Consider the following 18,319-nt stretch of genomic DNA (forward strand, 5'->3'; position numbering starts at 1 on the left):
TCATAACAAATATATATTTTACAGCTATAGGAACCTCTGATAAAATAAGGTTATTAAAGATTGAGGTAGGCATCATGACAAAAAAGTATTTTGAACACGTCGGTTCATTTTTACGTCCAGCAGAGCTGGTAGTAGCACGTAATGATTTTCAAGCTGGGAAAATCAGTGCTGAGGAATTGGCGGCGGTTGAAGACCGTCTGATTACAGAGCTTGTAGATAAGCAGGTGGCTGCTGGTCTCGAAAAGGTTACAGATGGAGAGTTTCGTCGTGCTAATTGGCATGTGGATTTCTTCTGGGGATTTGATGGTATTGATAAGTTGAATTACGGTGAAGGCTTGCACTTTGTTGGAGTTGAGACAAACGATGATTCCGCTATTGTAACAGGGAAGATTGGATTCACCAAGGAAAATCACCCTTTTATCAAACATTTTCAATTTTTAAAGAAATTGGCTGATGAACGTGGTGTTGAGGCTAAAATGACCATTCCATCACCGTCGCAGTGCTTGATTGAATTGCAGCGTGGCAGCAACCTTCAGAAGGCTTTGGAAGTTTATCCAAATCAAGAAAACTTAGTAGAAGATTTAGCAAATGCTTATCGCTCTGCTATTTTAGCTCTTTACGAAGAAGGTGCAAGGACAATCCAACTTGATGACTGTAGCTGGGGCATCGTCATGGATGATGACTTTTATCAAAAGATGACAAAGGGTGCTGTGCCTCAAGAGGTGATTCGTGATAATTTCCTTCATATCAATAACAAGGCGATTGAAAATCTTCCAGAAGATTTGACCATCAATACTCATGTTTGTCGCGGTAATTATCAGTCAAGTCACTTGACAGAGGGTCCTTATACTAAGGTGGCAGACGCACTGTTTAGAAAGGAAAATGTGACGGCTTACTTTTTGGAGTACGATACCGAACGTGCAGGTGGTTTTGAGCCTTTGGAAGCTTTTGAAAATCCTGATAAGGTAGCAGTTCTTGGCTTGGTAACTACGAAAGAAGGACGTTTGGAAGATAAGGAACAACTGCTTGCCCGCATCAAGGAAGCTAGTCAGTATATTCCATTGGAGCAATTGTGGTTGTCTACTCAGTGTGGCTTTGCCTCAACGGCAGAAGGAAATCTTATCACTGATGAAGATCAGTGGAAAAAATTGAAACTTGTTAAAGAAGTGATTGACCTCGTTTGGGGTTAGCTAATGGACTATTTAAAATAGGAGAGAATTTATGACAAAAAAATATTTTGAACATGTTGGTTCATTTCTTCGTCCAGAAGAATTACAAGAAGCAAGAGCAGCTTTTGAGGCTGGGAAAATCAGCTCTGAAGAGTTGACTGCTGTGGAAGATCAGGCCATTAAGAATTTGGTGGATAAACAGATTGCGGCTGGACTTGAAAAAGTGACAGACGGTGAGTTCCGTCGCGCTTACTGGCATCTAGACTTTTTCTGGGGATTTGGTGGAATTGACCATGTTCAAGCTGCGGAAGGTTATCATTTTCATGGGGAAACGACCAAGGCAGATTCAGCCCTGATAGCAGGTAAAATTACAGGCGATAATCATCCTTTTGTATCAGCATATCAATTTCTTAAGGCTTATGTAGATGAAAAAGGAGCTAACGTCGAGGCCAAAACAACCATTCCAGCCCCATCACAATTCTATTTTGAGTTAATTCGTGATGCTGAGCATGTGACGAAATTAAATGAGATTTATCCTGATTTTGAGGAGCTTCGTGCTGATATTAAGGCGGCTTATTTGACAGTTGTTGATGATTTGGTCAAAGCAGGTCTACAAACCTTGCAAGTGGATGATTGTACTTGGGGTGTTCTAGTAGATGATAATTTCCTAACCATGTGGGGAGGCCTCCAAGGAAAGACTAAAGATGAGGTTCGTGACGAACTGGCACAACTTTTCTTAACCCTTAATAATGACGTTTATGAAAACGTACCAGAAGGACTTTTGGTCAATACCCATGTCTGCCGAGGCAACTACCATTCAACCTGGGCGTCATCGGGTGGCTACAACCCTATCGCTAAAGAACTTTTTGGTGATGAAGCAGCAAAAACCTACTTCCTAGAATTTGACAATGAGCGTTCAGGTGGATTTGAACCCTTAGCAGAGTTTAAGGATCCTGATAAGGTAGCTGTGCTTGGGCTGATCACTTCAAAATTTGCTGATTTAGAGGACAAGGAAGCAGTCATTGCCCGTCTCAAAGAAGCTAGCCAATATCTATCATTAGACCAACTCTGGCTGTCAACCCAGTGTGGCTTTGCTTCAACTGAGGAAGGAAATATCCTAACTGAAGAAGACCAATGGAAAAAGCTGGCACTTGTCAAGGAAATCATCGATGAGGTTTGGGGATAGATAAGAGAGAAAGGAGCGGAAGCTCCTTTTCATCTTGACATGATTGGTATTTTGGGTTAGACTGACAGTATGAAAGAGCAGCGAAAAGATTTGCAGAAGCTGACTAGAATGGCTATTTTTATAGCTCTGAGTCTTGTCATGCGCCAGCTTTTCTCCTTCTGGGGGAATGTGCAACCCATAACAGCCCTCTTTATGGTGCTGGTAGTTAGTTTTGGTCTCCTTGAGGGAATTTTGGTTATGGCTTTGTCTATGCTTTTGTCCTCTTTTTTACTAGGTTTCGGCATCTGGGTACCTTTTCAAATTATCAGTTTTTCCCTAATTTTGCTCTTGTGGCATCAGTTTTTTCCTTTAATCAAAAAGTGGCCCTTGATTCAGGCCTTTTTAGCAGGGAGTTTGTCCTTTCTCTACGGGATAGTTATTGATAGTTTCTTTACTATTATTTATGGTATGCCTTGGTGGACCTATGTGGCAGCAGGGATAACTTTTAATCTAGCGCACGCTTATGCAACAGTTCTTTTCTACCCTCTAATCAATTTAATTTTTAGGAGAATTTTCCGTGAAACATATTTTTAAGTTCGTTTTACTAACCATTGTCTCACTGTTCTTGGTTGCTTGTGCCAATGGCAAAGCTACTCAGGAAACCAGTACAGAAAGCCAGCTCACGGCACGTTTGGTGGTCACCATTGATACCAATAAAATTGACGAAAAAGTGACTTTTTCAAAGGGTGACACTATTATGGATTTGTTGAAAGCCAACTATGAGGTGACGGAAAAGGACGGTTTTATAACGGCTATTGATGGTCAAGAACAGGACGAAAAAGAAGGGATTTACTGGATGTTTGACCTCAATGGAGAATTGGCTCCCAAAGCAGCGGATCAGATTGAACTAAATGATGGAGATACGGTCGAATTTTATCAAAAAAAATTCTGATTGTAAAAGTGATGTAAAATAAAAAATCGGAAAACAAGTTGTTTCAAGCTGGGTATTTACTCCAAAAGCTTGAGGTGACTCGATTCCGATTTTTTTGATTATTTCAAGTATCCGAGGTAGTCGTACTTTTCAAAGGTTCGATTATTAGAGATTGCAACGATAACAGTTCCATCTTGAAGAGGCTGGTTAATGGGGAAGTCAGTTGAAAGAGGTTTTCCCTTTCCTGTGCGTGTTCCAATGAGGTTGAGCTCAAATTTTTGACGAATATTGAGTTCTGTAACAGATTTCCCGACCCATTCTTTAGGAATCATGAATTCTAGAATAGAGACATCCCCTTCCAAATGGTAGATATCAGTGATTTTATGGCGCATAAGTGTTGAGGCCAAATTCATCCCGCTCTCACGTTCAGGAGCAATTACACGGTTGGCACCAATTTCATAAAGGACTTCTTCGTGGATGCTGTCCTTGGCTTTAGCTATGATATTTTGGATTCCAAGTTTTTTACAGTGCATCAAAGCTAGAACAGCACTCTCTAAGTTGGTTCCGGTAGCAATGACCACCACATCGCATTGGTCAATACCAACAGCTTTTAAGAAGTCAAGATCGGTCATATCGCCGATGATAGCTTTACTGACAAAATCTGCCGCTTCTTCGACAAGTTCAGGATTATTGTCAATGGCAATAACTTCTTGGTTAAAAGTGCTAAGTTCTTGAGCAAGAGCAGTACCAAAGCGTCCTAAGCCCAAGATGCCAATAATTTTATGTGTCATAATAGTTTCCTTTTATTGAAAAATAATAGTTCTTAACCTAGACTGATGTCAATTTTAGGATAAGTAATAGGAGTTTTTTGTTTTTGAGAAAGGCTGAGCAAAACGGTTACTGGACCAACCCGACCGATAAACATCAATAGCATGATGATAACTCTTCCAAACATATTGAGGTGGGGAGTAACGTTCATGGAGACTCCAACAGTGCCTAAAGCACTAGCAGTCTCAAATAGGAGAGCAAAGGGAGGAAAGGTAGGTTCAACGATTAAGATAAGAAAATAGCCAGTAATAAAGACGCTAAAGAAGAAAACTAAGATAGTCAGTACTTGTCTAACCAGATTTTGTGGAATATGACGTTTAGCAAAGATAACTTGTTTTTCTCCTCTCAGTTCGGAGCGAAAGAGTAGGAATAGGATGGCTGCGCTGGCTAGTTTGATACCACCAGCTGTTCCCCCTGGAGCGCCACCAATAATCATTTGGATAATAAAAAGAAAATTAGTTGCTGCATGAGCCTGAGTATAATCAATAGTAGCAAAGCCGGCAGTTCTCATGGTCACAGTTTGAAAAAAGGAAATCAGCAGTTGTTGTGAAGCTGGAAGGATTCCAATAGTATTTGGGTTGTGACCTTCGATTAACCAAGTAAGGGTTGTTCCGACAGTTAAGAGAATGGCTGTGGTAAGTAAGACCAAGCGCGTTTGAATTTTTACCTTTCGTAAAACGAGCGGAAGGGTACGAGGCTTGCTTCTGAGATAGTCTTTGAGGCGATGGACGATATCAATCCAGTTAGCAAAACCGAGACCACCAGAGATGATAAGGAAGGCAACTATTAGATTGACTAAGATATTACCTTGAAAGGAGATAAGACTATTACTTCCAAAATTATCGAAACCTGCATTACAGAAGGCGGATATGGCGATAAAAATGGCATTAAATATTCCTTGCTTGATACCAAAACGTGGAATGAAATCAATCATAAGCAGGCAAGCGCAGACTATCTCCACAAAAAAGGTAAACTTATAAACAGAGTAGAGGTACTTGTTAAGGTGCCTACTCGATTCACGACTGAGCGAGCTCTGTAAGACAGTTAACTCACTTAAAGAGAGCTTGCGCCGCAGAGTAAAAAAACTAAGGGCAATGAGCGTTACTAAACCTAATCCACCGATTTGAATCAGAATCATAGATACCATTTGTCCAGCAGTATTGTACACTTCTGAAATTGGGAAAACTGCCAATCCTGTCACACAAACCATAGAAACTACTGTGAAGAGGTGATCTAGGTAATGGGTGGAGGGAGCGTCAGCTTGATGGAAGAAGGGTAAAGATAGAACCACACTCCCTGTGATAATAACAAGAACAAAACTGAGGCAGAGCTTTTGAGCAGCTGTCAGCTGTTTGAAGAATGCTTTCACAATAATCTTTCCTTTACAAGATGTCAGAATAAGAATATCATAACAGAATTTAGTTTAAAGACAAGAGATTACTCTAATAAAAATTGATTTTTTAAACAAAAGAAGATAGACTAGTGACAAAGAAAGTGAGGTTGAAATGAAGAAACTAAATGCTTTTCATCTCAAGTTGATTGCTATATCAGCTATGTTAATAAACCATATCGGACACACCTTTGAAAAAATTTGGAACCCGCCGATTTGGGCTTTTAGCTATCTATTGATAGGACTTTTGACCTTTCCAATCATGGCTTATCTGATGGTTGATGGTTTTTATTATACTAGAAATCGCTGGAAATATGTAGGACGGCTAGCTCTATTTAGCCTGCTATCTTTTCTTCCATTCCACTATACCTTCTTGCCGGGGATACCACTTTGGGTGGGTAACAATATCATGTTTACATTGATGATGGGCGTTTTAATGATGATGCTTTTGGAAAAAGTGCCAACTCCTTGGCTGGATGTTCCAATTGTTCTTGTTTTTATGGTAATGACGCTTTGGTCAGATTGGCAAGTTTTTGGGATTCCGATTATTTATGCTTTTTACCGATTCAGACAGAGCAGGTATAAGTTTTTGATTATTCCCTTGATTTCTTTCCTTATGCTAGCTTTAAGTTGGGGATACTATGGAGCCTACTTACAAGATGCTCTGACTCGTGATATGGCCTTAGCTTTGGTTTTTGCCAATCTGGGCATTCTTCTCGTCATTCCTTTGTTATGGCACTATAATGGTCAGCGTGGCTATTCACCAGCATGGGTCAAATGGGGTTTTTATGCTTTTTATCCCCTACACCTAACCTTACTTTGGGGTATTCGCTTCATGATTTTTGGCTACTAAATAGTAAAAAGAGGCGTGCGCCTCTTTTTACAATGGTTTTTTATTAGGAAGACCTGCTCGGCGCGGGAATTTATTTGGAGTTTCTTTTTTCTTTTCGACGATGGTCATGTTGCGTCCGTCTCCATTTGGTAAGTCGTAATTATAAGTTTCTAGGACTTTTGAGAAAAGCTGTGCTAGCGCATTTTTAGCGTCAGCCAATTCATCTTCAGCAGCAACAGCTTTGAGAGCAACTAGCCTTCCACCAACTTTTAAAAAGGGAATGGTCAGCTCAGATAAAACCTGCATACGAGCTACCGCACGTGCTGTTACGACATCAAAGCTAGCGCGGAAATCCTTGTTCTGACCAAAATCTTCGGCTCTGCCATGGTAAAAGTGAACACCAGTCAACCCCAACTCCTCAGCCAACAAAGTCAGGAAATTGATGCGCTTATTGAGGGAATCAATGATTGTAACATCAATCTCAGGACAGAGGATTTTCATTGGAAGACTAGGAAAACCAGCCCCGGCCCCGATGTCCAGCAGGCGAATCTTTTCGTTGCTAATTTTTCCCTGTAAAACAGGTGCCACAGAATCATAGAAGTGCTTGAGATAGACTTCAGATTTTTCTGTGATTGCTGTCAGGTTTATTTTTTCATTCCATTCCACTAGAAGTTCGAAATAGCGTTCAAATTGTTCCTTTTGTGAATCGCTGAGTTCAAAACCTTGCTCAGCTAATCGTTGGTAAAATTCTTCTTTAGTCATGACCTTATTTTACCACAAAAACAGAAAAACTTGATATAATAGAGCGAAATAAAATATATGGAGGAATACTTATGTTATGGATTATTCTCGCCGTTATCGCAGTGCTTGTCCTTTTGGTAGTTGCAGCCTATAACAGTCTTGTTAAAAGTCGTATGCAAACTCAGGAGGCTTGGAGTCAGATTGATGTTCAGCTCAAGCGTCGTAATGACTTGATTCCAAATTTGATTGAGACAGTCAAAGGTTATGCCAAGTACGAAGGTGAGACTTTGGAAAAAATTGCAGAGCTACGCGCTCAGGTGGCAAAAGCCCAGACGCCTCAAGAGGCTATGCAGGCTTCAGACGCACTTGGTCGTCAGGTGACCAGCCTTTTTGCTGTCGCTGAAAATTATCCAGACTTAAAAGCTAATGCTAGCTTTGTTAAATTGCAGGATGAATTGACCAATACAGAAAATAAAATCTCTTACTCGCGCCAACTTTACAATAGCACAACTGCTAATTACAATACCAAGTTGCAGACAGTACCAACAAATATTATCGCAGGACTTTTTGGCTTTAAAGAGAGCGAATTCTTGCAAGTTCCCGAAGAAGAGAAAGCTGTTCCAAAAGTGGAATTTGACTTTTAACGAGGTGACCTATGCTCTATGACCAAATTGCCAGCAACAAAAGGCGGACGGTCGTATTGATTATCGCCTTCTTTATCCTATTGACAGCTATCGGAGCAGCAGCTGGCTACCTTCTCTTAGGTAACTTAGAACTTGGAGCCTTTTTGGCTCTGATTGTGGGAGTAATCTATGCCTTCAGCATGATTTTTCAATCAACCAATCTTGTCATGTCAATGAATAATGCACGTGAGATTACAGAAGCAGAAGCGCCTGATTATTACCATATTGTTGAAGATATGGCTATGGTGGCACAGATTCCCATGCCACGAGTGTTTATCATTGAGGATTCTGCTTTAAACGCCTTTGCCACTGGTTCTAGCCCTGAAAATGCTGCGGTCGCAGCGACCACAGGGTTACTTTCAGTGATGACTCGTGAGGAATTGGAAGGAGTTATGGGGCATGAGATTAGTCATATTAAAAATTACGACATTAGGATTGCCACTATTGCAGTGGCACTGACCTCGGCCATCACCCTGATCTCATCCATAGGCGGTCGCTTTATGTATTTTGGTGGCGGTAGGCGGTCTAGTCGGGATTCTGATGACAATGGCGGAGCAGGAGTTTTAATGCTTGTCTTCTCTATTTTGGCATTAATACTTGCACCATTGGCAGCAAGTATCGTACAGCTCGCCATCTCCAGACAGCGTGAGTTTTTAGCTGATGCTAGCTCTGTTGAGTTGACCAGAAATCCTATGGGGATGATTAAAGCACTGGAAAAGTTAGAAAGTTCTCGTCCGATGGCGCATCAGGTAGATGATGCTAGCGCAGCTTTGTACATCACTGAACCTAGGAAAAAGAAAGATTTTAGCTACCTTTTTCGAACCCATCCCCCGATTTCAGAACGAATAGAGCGTTTGAAACAGATGTAAAATCGTCCCAAGAGGACGATTTTTTTGATATAATTTAGGAAAGAAATGAAGGAGTTACCATGTTTAATCTAATCGAAATAAAAAAGCAAAGCGAAGGCCTAACTTTTGAGCAAACTTTGGATATCAAAGAGGCTCTGCAGGAACGTGACCCCAGCATTCTGGACATTGCCGATGTCAAGGTGACTGGACACATCTCACACGATGCGGGGCTTTACTTGCTTAACTATCAGCTGACCTACACCATTACTCTGCCATCCAGCCGTTCAATGGAGCCAGTTGCCTTGGCAAAGTCTCTCTCTATTTCAGAAGCTTTTATTGAAAAAGTTGATGTTAAAAGCAAAGCTGAGCTGGTTGAGGAGGATCTGGTTCTTATTATCGAAGGAGAAGAGATCTCTCTTGAAGAAAGTGTCATTGATAATATCTTGCTCAATATTCCCTTACGTGTCTTGACAGCAGAAGAAGAACAAGAAAACCAAATGCCAAGCGGAAATTCATGGTCAGTCTTGACTGAGGAGCAATATCAGGCTCAACAAAGAGAAAAAGCCATGGCAAATAACCCCTTCGCAGGATTGAATGACCTCTTTGATGATTAAAACTGTCCAGTGGACAGTTTTAACCCGAGCTAAGAAATTCAAGAGCGAGGCAAGTCCAGTGGACAGTTTTAACCCGAGCTAAGAAATTCAAGAGCGAGGCGAGTCCAGTGGACAGTTTTAACCCAAGCTAGTAAGAGGCATATTCGGTTTGTTTTTATCCTGGCAAAGGGGAGATTTTGATTGAAAATTGGGAAGCGATGTTAAGAATTTTTATGGCTTAGAAGCCATGCTTTTGACAGCAGGACTAAGGAAAAAAGTACAGAAAATCATAAGATTTACCAACAAATTTCTTGCATTTTACCAAAAAGTCTGTATAATAGTTAAGGTATGCCAATGGCATATTTGTGGGAGGTAAAAATCTGTAATTACCGCCAAAACCACAATAGGAGGATTTTATATCATGGCTAAAAAAGTCGAAAAACTCGTAAAACTTCAAATTCCTGCAGGTAAAGCTACTCCAGCTCCACCAGTCGGACCAGCACTTGGTCAAGCAGGTATCAACATCATGGGATTCACTAAAGAGTTTAATGCTCGTACAGCTGATCAAGCTGGCATGATCATCCCAGTTGTTATCTCTGTGTATGAAGATAAATCATTCACTTTCGTAACTAAAACACCACCAGCTGCTGTTCTTTTGAAAAAAGCTGCAGGTGTTGAAAAAGGTTCAGGCACACCAAACAAAACTAAAGTTGCAACAGTTACTCGTGCACAAGTACAAGAAATTGCTGAAACTAAAATGCCTGACTTGAACGCTGCATCTCTTGAAGCTGCAATGCGTATGATCGAAGGTACTGCTCGTTCTATGGGATTCACTGTTACTGACTAAGTAGCACCCAAGATTATCTGATTACAAGGAGACATATAACATGGCTAAAAAAAGCAAAAACTTGCGTGCTGCTCTTGAAAAAATCGACAGCACAAAATTGTACAGCGTAGAAGAAGCTGTTGCTCTTGCAAAAGAAACTAACTTCGCTAAATTTGATGCGTCAGTTGAAGTTGCTTACAACTTGAACATCGACGTACGTAAAGCAGACCAACAAATCCGTGGTGCAATGGTATTGCCAAACGGTACTGGTAAAACTTCACGCGTTCTTGTTTTCGCACGTGGTGCCAAAGCAGAAGAAGCAAAAGCTGCTGGTGCAGACTTTGTTGGTGAAGATGACCTCGTTGCTAAAATCAACGGTGGTTGGTTGGACTTCGACGTTGTTATCGCAACTCCAGATATGATGGCTGTTGTTGGACGTCTTGGTCGTGTACTTGGTCCACGTAACTTGATGCCAAACCCTAAAACTGGTACAGTAACAATGGATGTTGCTAAAGCAGTTGAAGAGTCTAAAGGTGGTAAAATCACTTACCGTGCTGACAAAGCAGGTATCGTACAAGCTCTTATCGGTAAAGTATCATTTGACGCTGACAAACTCGTTGAAAACTTCAAAGCTTTCCACGATGTAATGGCTAAAGCTAAACCAGCTACAGCTAAAGGTACTTACATGACTTCAGTATCTATTACAACAACACAAGGTGTTGGTATCAAAGTTGATCCTAACTCACTTTAATCAATAGAAAGATTGTCTTAGGGCAATCTTTTTTTGCTTCTGAGCATCTTGACAAGAGAGTGAATTCGCTTTATACTATGGTCAATTTACATAAAAGGAGTCATCCAATGAAAGTAGCTGAAAAGGAAGAGTTTTATCGTTATCTATCTGCTGCCTACAACCTTCCCCATGAGGCATTTTCAGAAGCTTTGCGAGAAAAAATGTTGGAGGTTGAAGGTCGGATGGATAAGGAGGAAAATCTCTATATACTGGCAGGACATTTAAGTCGTTTTATCAATGCAGAGCTAACTGCCTTGACCTACCGAGCACCTAAGGAATTGGTAGACTTGGTTCATTATCTTCATGAGCTGCAAGAGACCTACCGTCTTTTCGCCATAGGGTTAGATACCTTGTAGAAGGTATTTGGAACGGGACATTACTCCAGAATAATGAGTACCAAACAAATTTTACGCATAGTTATAGAAATAGAAATCCCATTTGGTTTTGACGAGATTATGGCTACCATTTGTGTGGCAATGGAGCTCTCATCTTTGAAAAATCTCCTGATATTTCGCTAGGTAAAATGGCTAACTTATGATAAAATATTAAAGATGAAATTTAAGTAGGGTAAGGAGAGTAGTACTTTTGGAACCAAAATACAAACGTGTCTTAATTAAACTGTCTGGTGAAGCTTTGGCGGGCGAAAAAGGTGTAGGCATTGACTTGCCGACTGTTCAAAAAATGGCGAAAGAAATTGCTGAGGTGCATGCCTCAGGAATTCAAATTGGTTTGGTTATCGGTGGTGGCAACCTTTGGCGCGGTGAGCCTGCTGCAGAAGCTGGTATGGACCGTGTACAAGCAGATTATACTGGCATGTTGGGAACAGTTATGAACGCACTTGTGATGGCAGATAGCCTTCAGCAGTATGGCGTTGACACTCGCGTTCAAACAGCTATCGCAATGCAAAATGTGGCAGAACCTTACATTCGTGGGCGAGCGCTTCGACACCTTGAAAAGGGTCGCATTGTCATCTTTGGTGCTGGTATTGGTTCTCCGTATTTCTCTACAGATACAACAGCTGCGCTGCGTGCGGCTGAGATTGAAGCAGACGCTATTCTCATGGCTAAAAATGGCGTGGATGGGGTCTACAATGATGATCCACGCAAGAATGCTGATGCTATCAAATTTGACGAATTGACTCATGTCGAAGTTATCAGACGAGGTCTTAAAATCATGGATGCGACAGCTTCAACACTTTCAATGGACAATGACATTGATTTGGTTGTCTTTAACATGAATGAAGTTGGCAATATCAAACGTGTGGTCTTCGGAGAAAACATCGGAACGACGGTTTCAAACAAATCAACAAACTAAGAAGCTCTGCTTTTTACAAAAAAAATAGAAAAGGGAAAATCTCAATTTATGGCAAACGCAATTATTGAAAAAGCTCAAGAACGTTTTATGCACTCGCACGAATCATTAGCTCGTGAATTTGCATCAATCCGTGCTGGTCGTGCAAATGCAAGCCTTTTGGATCGCATTCAAGTGGAATACTATGGAGCACCAACACCGCTTAATCAGTTGGCCTCAATTACTGTTCCAGAAGCGCGTGTTCTATTGGTATCACCATTTGACAAATCCTCAATCAAAGACATTGAACGTGCTATTAATGAATCAGACCTTGGCATCAACCCTGCCAATGACGGTTCAGTTATCCGTTTGGTGATTCCAGCTCTTACCGAAGAAACTCGTAAAGAGTTAGCAAAAGAAGTAAAAAAAGTTGGGGAAAATGCTAAAATTGCTATCCGTAACATCCGCCGCGATGCTATGGATGAGGCTAAAAAGCAGGAAAAAGCGAAAGAAATAACTGAAGATGAACTGAAATCTCTTGAAAAAGAGATTCAAAAGGCAACAGATGATGCTGTTAAGAAAATCGATAGCATGACTGCTGAAAAAGAAAAAGAATTGTTGACAGTATAATGTTTGAAACGATTCTGCCTGGTGATTAGAATAGCCAATTTAGCACTTTCTGAGAGTAATTTGGCGAAAGCATGACTCGATGACAATAAGCCACGAAATCGAAAGTTTGCTGGTGTTCCTGTCACCTGAGAGAAGCGCCAAAAATATGAAGTTACAATTCGAGCAAATAATATGAAAACAAAAGGGGGTGGAGGTCCACTCCCTTTTTATGAGAAAAGGGATAACATGAATAATTTACTTGCTACAGTTATCACCGCCATGGTGACTGATGAAAATGACAAGGCTTATTTTGTCCAAAAAGATGGTGTGACCTTTACTTTGGATAAGTCTGAAGGTCAATATAAGATTGGTGATATGGTCAAGGGATTTGCCTACACTGATATGCGCCAAAAGGCGCGTTTGACGACTAAAGAAATGGCTGCCAGTCGGACGAGTTATGGCTGGGGTGAGGTGACAGAAGTTCGTCGTGACCTGGGTGTTTTTGTAGATACTGGCCTACCAGATAAACATGTGGTTGTTTCCTTGGACGTCCTGCCTGAGATAAAAGAATTGTGGCCTAAAAAAGGTGACAAACTCTATGTCAGACTTGATGTTGATAAGAAAGATCGTATTTGGGCGCTTCCTGCTGAACCAGAAGTCTTTCACAAAATGGCAGGGCCTGCATACGATAATATGCAAAACCAAACTTGGCCAGCCATTGTTTATCGTTTGAAATTATCAGGAACCTTTGTTTACTTGCCAGAAAACAATATGCTTGGCTTTATCCACCCAAGCGAACGTTATGCGGAACCTCGCTTAGGTGAAGTCGTTAATGCACGTGTAATTGGTTTTCGAGAAATTGACCGCACCCTAAACCTTTCCCTTAAACCACGTTCGTTTGAGATGTTGGAAAATGATGCTCAGATGATTCTGACCTACTTGGAATCAAATGGTGGATTTATGACATTAAATGATAAATCTTCACCCGATGATATTAAGGCAACTTTCGGTATTTCCAAGGGACAATTTAAAAAAGCCCTTGGTGGGCTGATGAAAGCTAAGAAAATTAAACAAGATCAGTTTGGTACAGAATTGATTGATTAGTTTTGAGAAAGAAGGAGTACTTTATGACCATTTTTTTAAAGTGACTCTGGTCGGTACGGTCATGAGTCTCATCTTTAATCTAATATTTTCCCGTCTCTGGCTGGCTTATCCAGCTGCTGTGATCAACATGTTACCTAAAGAAATTCAAGCGCAAGCTCCTAAAGCTGAGCTCAAGCAATTATGCAAGCTCAGGTGGAGCTTGTTTTCTTTTCTTTTATTTGCTTATTCTAGCTATTGGCAAATGTTTTTGGTTAACTTAGGTGAGTTGATTGGACTGGACTGGTTCTTTCGGAAGAAATACTTTCAGAAGCTCATGATTTTGGGAACGGAAAGATTGTCCAACCTGGAAAACTAAAGACTGGATGATGAGTCTAGGCTTGCCGGAACATTTGCTATTTTGGCCACTGCTCGTTTGTCTTGCGATGGGACTTGTCTATCAATGTGTGAATGTTTTATAAGTAGGTGAAAGTTGTTTGATATAGAATAATCTCATATTTTAAACCGCACCCTAAAAGTTAGATTTTCTCTGTATAACTTTTGGGATGCGGTTCAAAGTTGAATCAGTTTTTTAATATTTTGACAAAATGCTATGCTTTAAGGTGCTTGTAAGAATACCTTCTTTTTCTAAGGTCATATAAATATGAGTGAGAAATGCCTTGAAATTGAGGGAGCAGAAATATTCCTCGGGACTGTTATCAAGAATGTCCAATTCAGAGATCCATTTAGCGAGATCGCCTTGTTTTAACTTTTCTGATAGGATAAGTTGTGTGAAAATGATGGCTAGACGATTAGCCTCGCCAGCTGAAAAGACGGATTTTTGCTTGCCCAGAACCTGAGTAACAATTTGCCAGACTTCTTCTAGTCGTTCTTCTGAAAAGTCTTGGTGTTGGCTGACAGCCATGACCAACTCTGCTCCGTGAGCAATCGCATGAATCCAACCTAGCTCATTATCATAGCCACGTGTATCAGTCTCGTTGATAAGAAAGGTTAGGGCCTGGTTGAAAAGTGACGCTCTGCTATTTTCCAAAAGAGAAAAATAAGGACTATCTGGACAGTTGTCGAAAAAAATTAGGAGACTAGCGAGGAGTGCAGAAAAAGAACGGGTCAGGGTATCAGGACTAGTGAGAAGATTGCGCTCTTGAAGGTACTGCTCTAGTCGGAGAAATTGGTCACGACTAAGCAGGTGTTTATCAAAAGCGTGGTAAAAAGTAGTGTAAATCAAGCCATCACGAATGTCTGGACTTGGATGGCCGATATTTACGAGACACCAGTTGAGTTGCTCCTCTGTATAGGAGGAATTTTGAGTGAGTTTTTCTTGGAGTTGGTCTTTCATGAGACTATTATATCATAAGATTAGAGCTTAGCCAAGAATGGTTTGATTTTGAAAGAGTATTGAAATAGTTCTAATTTATGGTAAAATGAAACTATCTTTAATAACGAGGTGTTTTGTGAAAAAGGTCTATACGTTTATTGTTCTTTTGATTGCTCTGTTTTTTTTCTCGACAGTAGAGGCAGATGATATTATGGATATTACCCGAGCGGCGGGATATGATGTGCTTGACGTCAACCGCCCCAAGGCTTCTATTGCTATTGATGGCAAGACGGGAAATATCCTTTGGCAGGACAATATTGATACCATTCGTGATCCAGCAAGCATGAGTAAAGTGATGACTCTGTACCTTGTTTATGAAGCTATTGCTGAAGGGCGTCTGACTGAAGAAACGGTAATTCGTGCTACGGAGACTGACCAAGCTATTGCACAAATCTATGCCATCTCAAATAATAAAATTGTAGCTGGTGTGGATTATACAGTTGGTGAACTCATCACCATGACGGCTGTGCCTTCCTCAAATGCAACTACCATCATGCTGGCTAATTACCTTTCTAATAACGATCCAGATGCTTTTATTGACCTGATGAACGCCAAGGCTCAAGAGCTTGGGATGACCAATACGAAATGGAATAATGCCAGTGGAGCGGTTGCTGTTTCTTTTGATGGCTACTATGCTCCTCAGCGCTATAACAATGAACAGACAAATGAAACAACTGCGCGCGACTTGGCCATTTTAGTTTATCATTTTGTTAAAAAGTATCCAGCCATCCTCAATCATACAAAAGATCCCGTAGTGACGGTTAAGGCAGGAACACCTTATGAGGAGACTTTTGAGACTTATAACTATTCTTTACCAGGTGCTAAGTATGGTATTGAAGGTGTCAATGGTCTTAAGACAGGCTCTAGTCCAAGCGCTGCTTTCAACTACATCGCAACGGTCAACCGTGGTGGTCAGGAAGTTATCTCTGTCATCATGGGAGTGGGTGATTGGGCTGATCAAAACGGTGAATACTATCGCCATCCTTTCGGTAATGCCATTATTGAAAAAGCTTACGCTGATTATGAGTATCGTCTTTTGCTCAAAGCTGGTGAGCAGGAAATCAATGGACAGAAGTACCAGCTTAAAGAGGATTTTTACGGAGTATTGAAAAAAGGTAGCGACCCCGTCTATCTGATTGACGATCAGGGAAACCTATCTTTGGATAATGGCTTAGAGAATGTCAGTCCGAAGATTCATTCAAATCAGAAGGTGAGCAAGATAGAAAATTCTATTTTAAGTACGGTAAAAGAAGTTATTCCATCCTCAGCGGAGAATCAGTCAGGCTTGTTTGATCTCTTCTTTAAAAAAGGCCTAGTTGTCATACCGCTTCTTGTGGTACTTTTAGGAATTGTAGCCTACGAACTAAAGCGTAAAAAGAAATAAATTCTTGGGAGTAATAAAAATCTCAGATTTTCTGGGATTTTTTTGCTACAATAGAACCATTACTTAAGGAGAAGTGCTTATGGAAAGAGCGATTTTTGCTGGGGGCTGTTTCTGGTGTATGGTACAGCCCTTTGAAGAGCAGGAGGGGATTTTGTCTGTTCGCTCCGGCTATACTGGTGGACATGTGCCAAATCCAACTTATGAAGAGGTTTGCGCCAAGACGACTGGACATACAGAGGCGGTTGAGATTATTTTTAATCCAGAGAAGATTTCCTTTGCTGACTTGGTGGAGATTTACTGGACTCAGACAGATCCGACCGATGCTTTTGGACAGTTTGAAGATCGTGGAGATAACTATCGCCCTGTTATTTTCTACTTTGATGAGGCTCAAAGGGAAATAGCAGAGCAGTCTAAGGCGACCTTGCAAGCGTCAGGACGTTTTGATCGTCCCATCGTGACTAAGATTGAGCCCGCACAGCCCTTTTATGAAGCAGAGGATTATCATCAGGGCTTTTATAAAACCAATCCCAGCCGTTACAAGGAAAGCTCAGCCATTCGTAAAGCCTTCCTAAAGGAGAATTGGCAGTGATGGCTGATATTGTAGACTTAGATGCGAGTTATCTGAAAGAAACGAACCGCTGTTTGCGGATTTTCGTGTACATCTGAGGAGCTTTAAAAATCAATTTGTTGAGCCCGACCTTAATGAGGGAGGGGAAGAATTTTGAAGTTTTTTGGGGAAAGGTTTTCTCACTTACGGTGTTTTCATGTCTGACACCTTAGTGGTTATATGGTCTGCAAGGTAGAGGAAAGTCTGGTTTGGCTGGAGCAACGCTATATCTCTGTTGCTTTTCGTCGTCAGGGATTGGCAAGTTTGCTCTTTGAAAAGGCGGAAGAATTATCTCGATTGTTAGGCGGTGAAACCTTATTTAATTATGTTCATCCTAACAATCATGAGATGTTAGCTTTTTTGAAACATCAGGGCTACACTGTTTTGAATTTGATTGAAGTGCGTAAGCCTTCCAAGAATGAACAGTTGTCACGAGTTGTTCATATGGACGATGAACTTTTTGATTATTGAAGGAGAGATGATTGAGAAAATCTTTTTACAACTGGCTTATGGCTCAGCGCAATCCGAAATCAAACGAGCCTGTAGCGATCTTGGCTGATTTGGTTTTTGATGATACGACCTTTCCAAAGCACACTGATGACTTCGAGAGTGTTAGTCGCTATTTAGAAGATGAGGCAGCCTTTGCTTTTAATCTCAGTGATTTCGATAGAATTTGGGAAGATTATTTAGCACATTAATAATGATAAGGAGAGAAAAATGAGAACTATTCACACAGACAAAGCCCCTGCGGCTATCGGACCATACGTTCAAGGGAAAATTGTTGGTAACTTGCTTTTTGCCAGTGGTCAGGTGCCCTTGTCACCAGAAACTGGTGAGGTTGTTGGAGAAACCATCCAAGAACAAACGGAGCAAGTCTTGAAAAATATTTCGGCTATTTTGTCTGAAGCAGGTACGGATTTTGACCATGTGGTTAAAACGACTTGTTTTCTTAGCGACATGAATGATTTTGTGCCTTTTAACGAGGTTTACAAGACAGCTTTTACGACAGATTTCCCAGCTCGCTCAGCTGTTGAAGTGGCACGTTTGCCACGTGATGTTAAGATTGAAATTGAAGTCATTGCTGAGCTTGTCGACTAAGACTTTCATAGCCGTAGCTAATCTCAAAAGTAGGCAGAAGCGCCTGCTTTTTTTATCAG

Annotated in this window: 24 protein-coding genes; 20 read left to right on the top strand and 4 right to left on the bottom strand. The window is 40.9% G+C overall.

The features are described from left to right. The first annotated feature begins 74 nt into the window (after positions 1 to 74). The 4 genes from G576_RS0103755 (at position 75) to G576_RS0103770 (ending at position 3,286) form a co-directional block, all read left to right on the top strand. Positions 75 to 1,190, top strand: a complete 1,116-nt coding sequence (locus G576_RS0103755; protein WP_027973464.1) for a 5-methyltetrahydropteroyltriglutamate--homocysteine S-methyltransferase — start codon at positions 75 to 77, stop codon at positions 1,188 to 1,190. Positions 1,191 to 1,221: 31 nt separating this feature from the next. Beyond that, on the top strand, positions 1,222 to 2,355 hold the full coding sequence (locus G576_RS0103760; RefSeq protein ID WP_027973465.1) for a 5-methyltetrahydropteroyltriglutamate--homocysteine S-methyltransferase: 1,134 nt from the start codon (positions 1,222 to 1,224) through the stop codon (positions 2,353 to 2,355). Positions 2,356 to 2,424: 69 nt separating this feature from the next. Next, a complete protein-coding gene (locus G576_RS0103765) occupies positions 2,425 to 2,928 on the top strand; it encodes an ECF transporter S component (RefSeq protein WP_027973466.1) in 504 nt (167 codons plus the stop codon). Beyond that, positions 2,912 to 3,286, top strand: coding sequence for a DUF4430 domain-containing protein (locus tag G576_RS0103770; protein ID WP_027973467.1), 375 nt, complete (start codon positions 2,912 to 2,914; stop codon positions 3,284 to 3,286). The genes G576_RS0103765 and G576_RS0103770 overlap by 17 nt, the downstream gene beginning before the upstream one ends. A gap of 98 nt (positions 3,287 to 3,384) precedes the next feature. Here G576_RS0103770 and G576_RS0103775 read toward each other — a convergent pair whose 3' ends face one another. Next, positions 3,385 to 4,056 carry a potassium channel family protein gene (locus tag G576_RS0103775; RefSeq protein WP_027973468.1) on the bottom strand — a complete coding sequence of 224 codons (672 nt, stop codon included), beginning with the start codon at positions 4,054 to 4,056 and terminating at the stop codon, positions 3,385 to 3,387. 32 nt (positions 4,057 to 4,088) lie between these two features. Next, the gene (locus G576_RS0103780; protein ID WP_027973469.1) at positions 4,089 to 5,462 is read right to left on the bottom strand and encodes a TrkH family potassium uptake protein; all 1,374 of its coding nucleotides are present in this window, start codon (positions 5,460 to 5,462) and stop codon (positions 4,089 to 4,091) included. 136 nt (positions 5,463 to 5,598) lie between these two features. Here G576_RS0103780 and G576_RS0103785 point away from each other — a divergent pair, with 136 nt between their 5' ends. Continuing rightward, positions 5,599 to 6,336 carry a TraX family protein gene (locus tag G576_RS0103785; RefSeq protein WP_027973470.1) on the top strand — a complete coding sequence of 246 codons (738 nt, stop codon included), beginning with the start codon at positions 5,599 to 5,601 and terminating at the stop codon, positions 6,334 to 6,336. Positions 6,337 to 6,363: 27 nt separating this feature from the next. Here G576_RS0103785 and rsmG read toward each other — a convergent pair whose 3' ends face one another. Then, positions 6,364 to 7,077: a 16S rRNA (guanine(527)-N(7))-methyltransferase RsmG gene (rsmG, locus tag G576_RS0103790; RefSeq protein WP_027973471.1), complete on the bottom strand. Its 714-nt coding sequence runs from the start codon at positions 7,075 to 7,077 to the stop codon at positions 6,364 to 6,366. A 71-nt stretch (positions 7,078 to 7,148) separates the two neighbouring features. On the opposite strand from rsmG, the gene G576_RS0103795 reads away from it, so the two are divergent. From G576_RS0103795 to G576_RS12225, 10 genes are all read left to right on the top strand, one after another. After that, positions 7,149 to 7,700, top strand: coding sequence for a LemA family protein (locus G576_RS0103795; RefSeq protein ID WP_027973472.1), 552 nt, complete (start codon positions 7,149 to 7,151; stop codon positions 7,698 to 7,700). An 11-nt stretch (positions 7,701 to 7,711) separates the two neighbouring features. Further along, positions 7,712 to 8,608, top strand: a complete 897-nt coding sequence (htpX, locus tag G576_RS0103800) for a zinc metalloprotease HtpX (RefSeq protein WP_027973473.1) — start codon at positions 7,712 to 7,714, stop codon at positions 8,606 to 8,608. Positions 8,609 to 8,667: 59 nt separating this feature from the next. Further along, positions 8,668 to 9,201 carry a YceD family protein gene (locus G576_RS0103805; protein ID WP_027973474.1) on the top strand — a complete coding sequence of 178 codons (534 nt, stop codon included), beginning with the start codon at positions 8,668 to 8,670 and terminating at the stop codon, positions 9,199 to 9,201. Between the two features lie 400 nt (positions 9,202 to 9,601). Further along, complete coding sequence (gene rplK, locus G576_RS0103810; protein ID WP_027973475.1) at positions 9,602 to 10,027, top strand: 50S ribosomal protein L11; 426 nt, start codon at positions 9,602 to 9,604, stop codon at positions 10,025 to 10,027. Positions 10,028 to 10,067: 40 nt separating this feature from the next. Next, complete coding sequence (gene rplA, locus G576_RS0103815) at positions 10,068 to 10,757, top strand: 50S ribosomal protein L1 (protein ID WP_004194879.1); 690 nt, start codon at positions 10,068 to 10,070, stop codon at positions 10,755 to 10,757. 107 nt (positions 10,758 to 10,864) lie between these two features. Further along, on the top strand, positions 10,865 to 11,152 hold the full coding sequence (locus tag G576_RS0103820) for a hypothetical protein (protein WP_027973476.1): 288 nt from the start codon (positions 10,865 to 10,867) through the stop codon (positions 11,150 to 11,152). A 229-nt stretch (positions 11,153 to 11,381) separates the two neighbouring features. After that, a complete protein-coding gene (pyrH, locus tag G576_RS0103825) occupies positions 11,382 to 12,110 on the top strand; it encodes a UMP kinase (protein ID WP_027973477.1) in 729 nt (242 codons plus the stop codon). 48 nt (positions 12,111 to 12,158) lie between these two features. After that, positions 12,159 to 12,716, top strand: coding sequence for a ribosome recycling factor (gene frr, locus G576_RS0103830; RefSeq protein WP_027973478.1), 558 nt, complete (start codon positions 12,159 to 12,161; stop codon positions 12,714 to 12,716). Positions 12,717 to 12,941: 225 nt separating this feature from the next. Further along, complete coding sequence (cvfB, locus tag G576_RS0103835) at positions 12,942 to 13,799, top strand: RNA-binding virulence regulatory protein CvfB (RefSeq protein ID WP_027973479.1); 858 nt, start codon at positions 12,942 to 12,944, stop codon at positions 13,797 to 13,799. Next, positions 13,792 to 14,154 carry a hypothetical protein gene (locus tag G576_RS12225; protein WP_245563011.1) on the top strand — a complete coding sequence of 121 codons (363 nt, stop codon included), beginning with the start codon at positions 13,792 to 13,794 and terminating at the stop codon, positions 14,152 to 14,154. The genes cvfB and G576_RS12225 overlap by 8 nt, the downstream gene beginning before the upstream one ends. Positions 14,155 to 14,367: 213 nt before the next feature. Here the strand turns inward: G576_RS12225 and G576_RS12230 are convergent, their stop codons facing one another. Continuing rightward, a complete protein-coding gene (locus G576_RS12230) occupies positions 14,368 to 15,132 on the bottom strand; it encodes a DUF2785 domain-containing protein (protein ID WP_051177973.1) in 765 nt (254 codons plus the stop codon). Positions 15,133 to 15,247: 115 nt separating this feature from the next. On the opposite strand from G576_RS12230, the gene G576_RS12235 reads away from it, so the two are divergent. The 5 genes from G576_RS12235 (at position 15,248) to G576_RS0103870 (ending at position 18,260) form a co-directional block, all read left to right on the top strand. Then, the gene (locus tag G576_RS12235; RefSeq protein WP_051177976.1) at positions 15,248 to 16,555 is read left to right on the top strand and encodes a D-alanyl-D-alanine carboxypeptidase; all 1,308 of its coding nucleotides are present in this window, start codon (positions 15,248 to 15,250) and stop codon (positions 16,553 to 16,555) included. A 79-nt stretch (positions 16,556 to 16,634) separates the two neighbouring features. Further along, entirely contained in the window at positions 16,635 to 17,144 is a 510-nt protein-coding gene (msrA, locus tag G576_RS0103855) for a peptide-methionine (S)-S-oxide reductase MsrA (RefSeq protein ID WP_027973480.1), read from the top strand. A 198-nt stretch (positions 17,145 to 17,342) separates the two neighbouring features. After that, complete coding sequence (locus G576_RS0103860; RefSeq protein WP_027973481.1) at positions 17,343 to 17,633, top strand: GNAT family N-acetyltransferase; 291 nt, start codon at positions 17,343 to 17,345, stop codon at positions 17,631 to 17,633. An 11-nt stretch (positions 17,634 to 17,644) separates the two neighbouring features. Beyond that, complete coding sequence (locus tag G576_RS0103865) at positions 17,645 to 17,860, top strand: YozE family protein (RefSeq protein ID WP_027973482.1); 216 nt, start codon at positions 17,645 to 17,647, stop codon at positions 17,858 to 17,860. Positions 17,861 to 17,879: 19 nt separating this feature from the next. Then, positions 17,880 to 18,260 carry a RidA family protein gene (locus G576_RS0103870; protein ID WP_027973483.1) on the top strand — a complete coding sequence of 127 codons (381 nt, stop codon included), beginning with the start codon at positions 17,880 to 17,882 and terminating at the stop codon, positions 18,258 to 18,260. Positions 18,261 to 18,319 lie beyond the last annotated feature (59 nt).

Source organism: Streptococcus porci DSM 23759 (assembly GCF_000423765.1).
In the GTDB taxonomy this organism is placed as follows: Bacteria; Bacillota; Bacilli; order Lactobacillales; family Streptococcaceae; genus Streptococcus; species Streptococcus porci.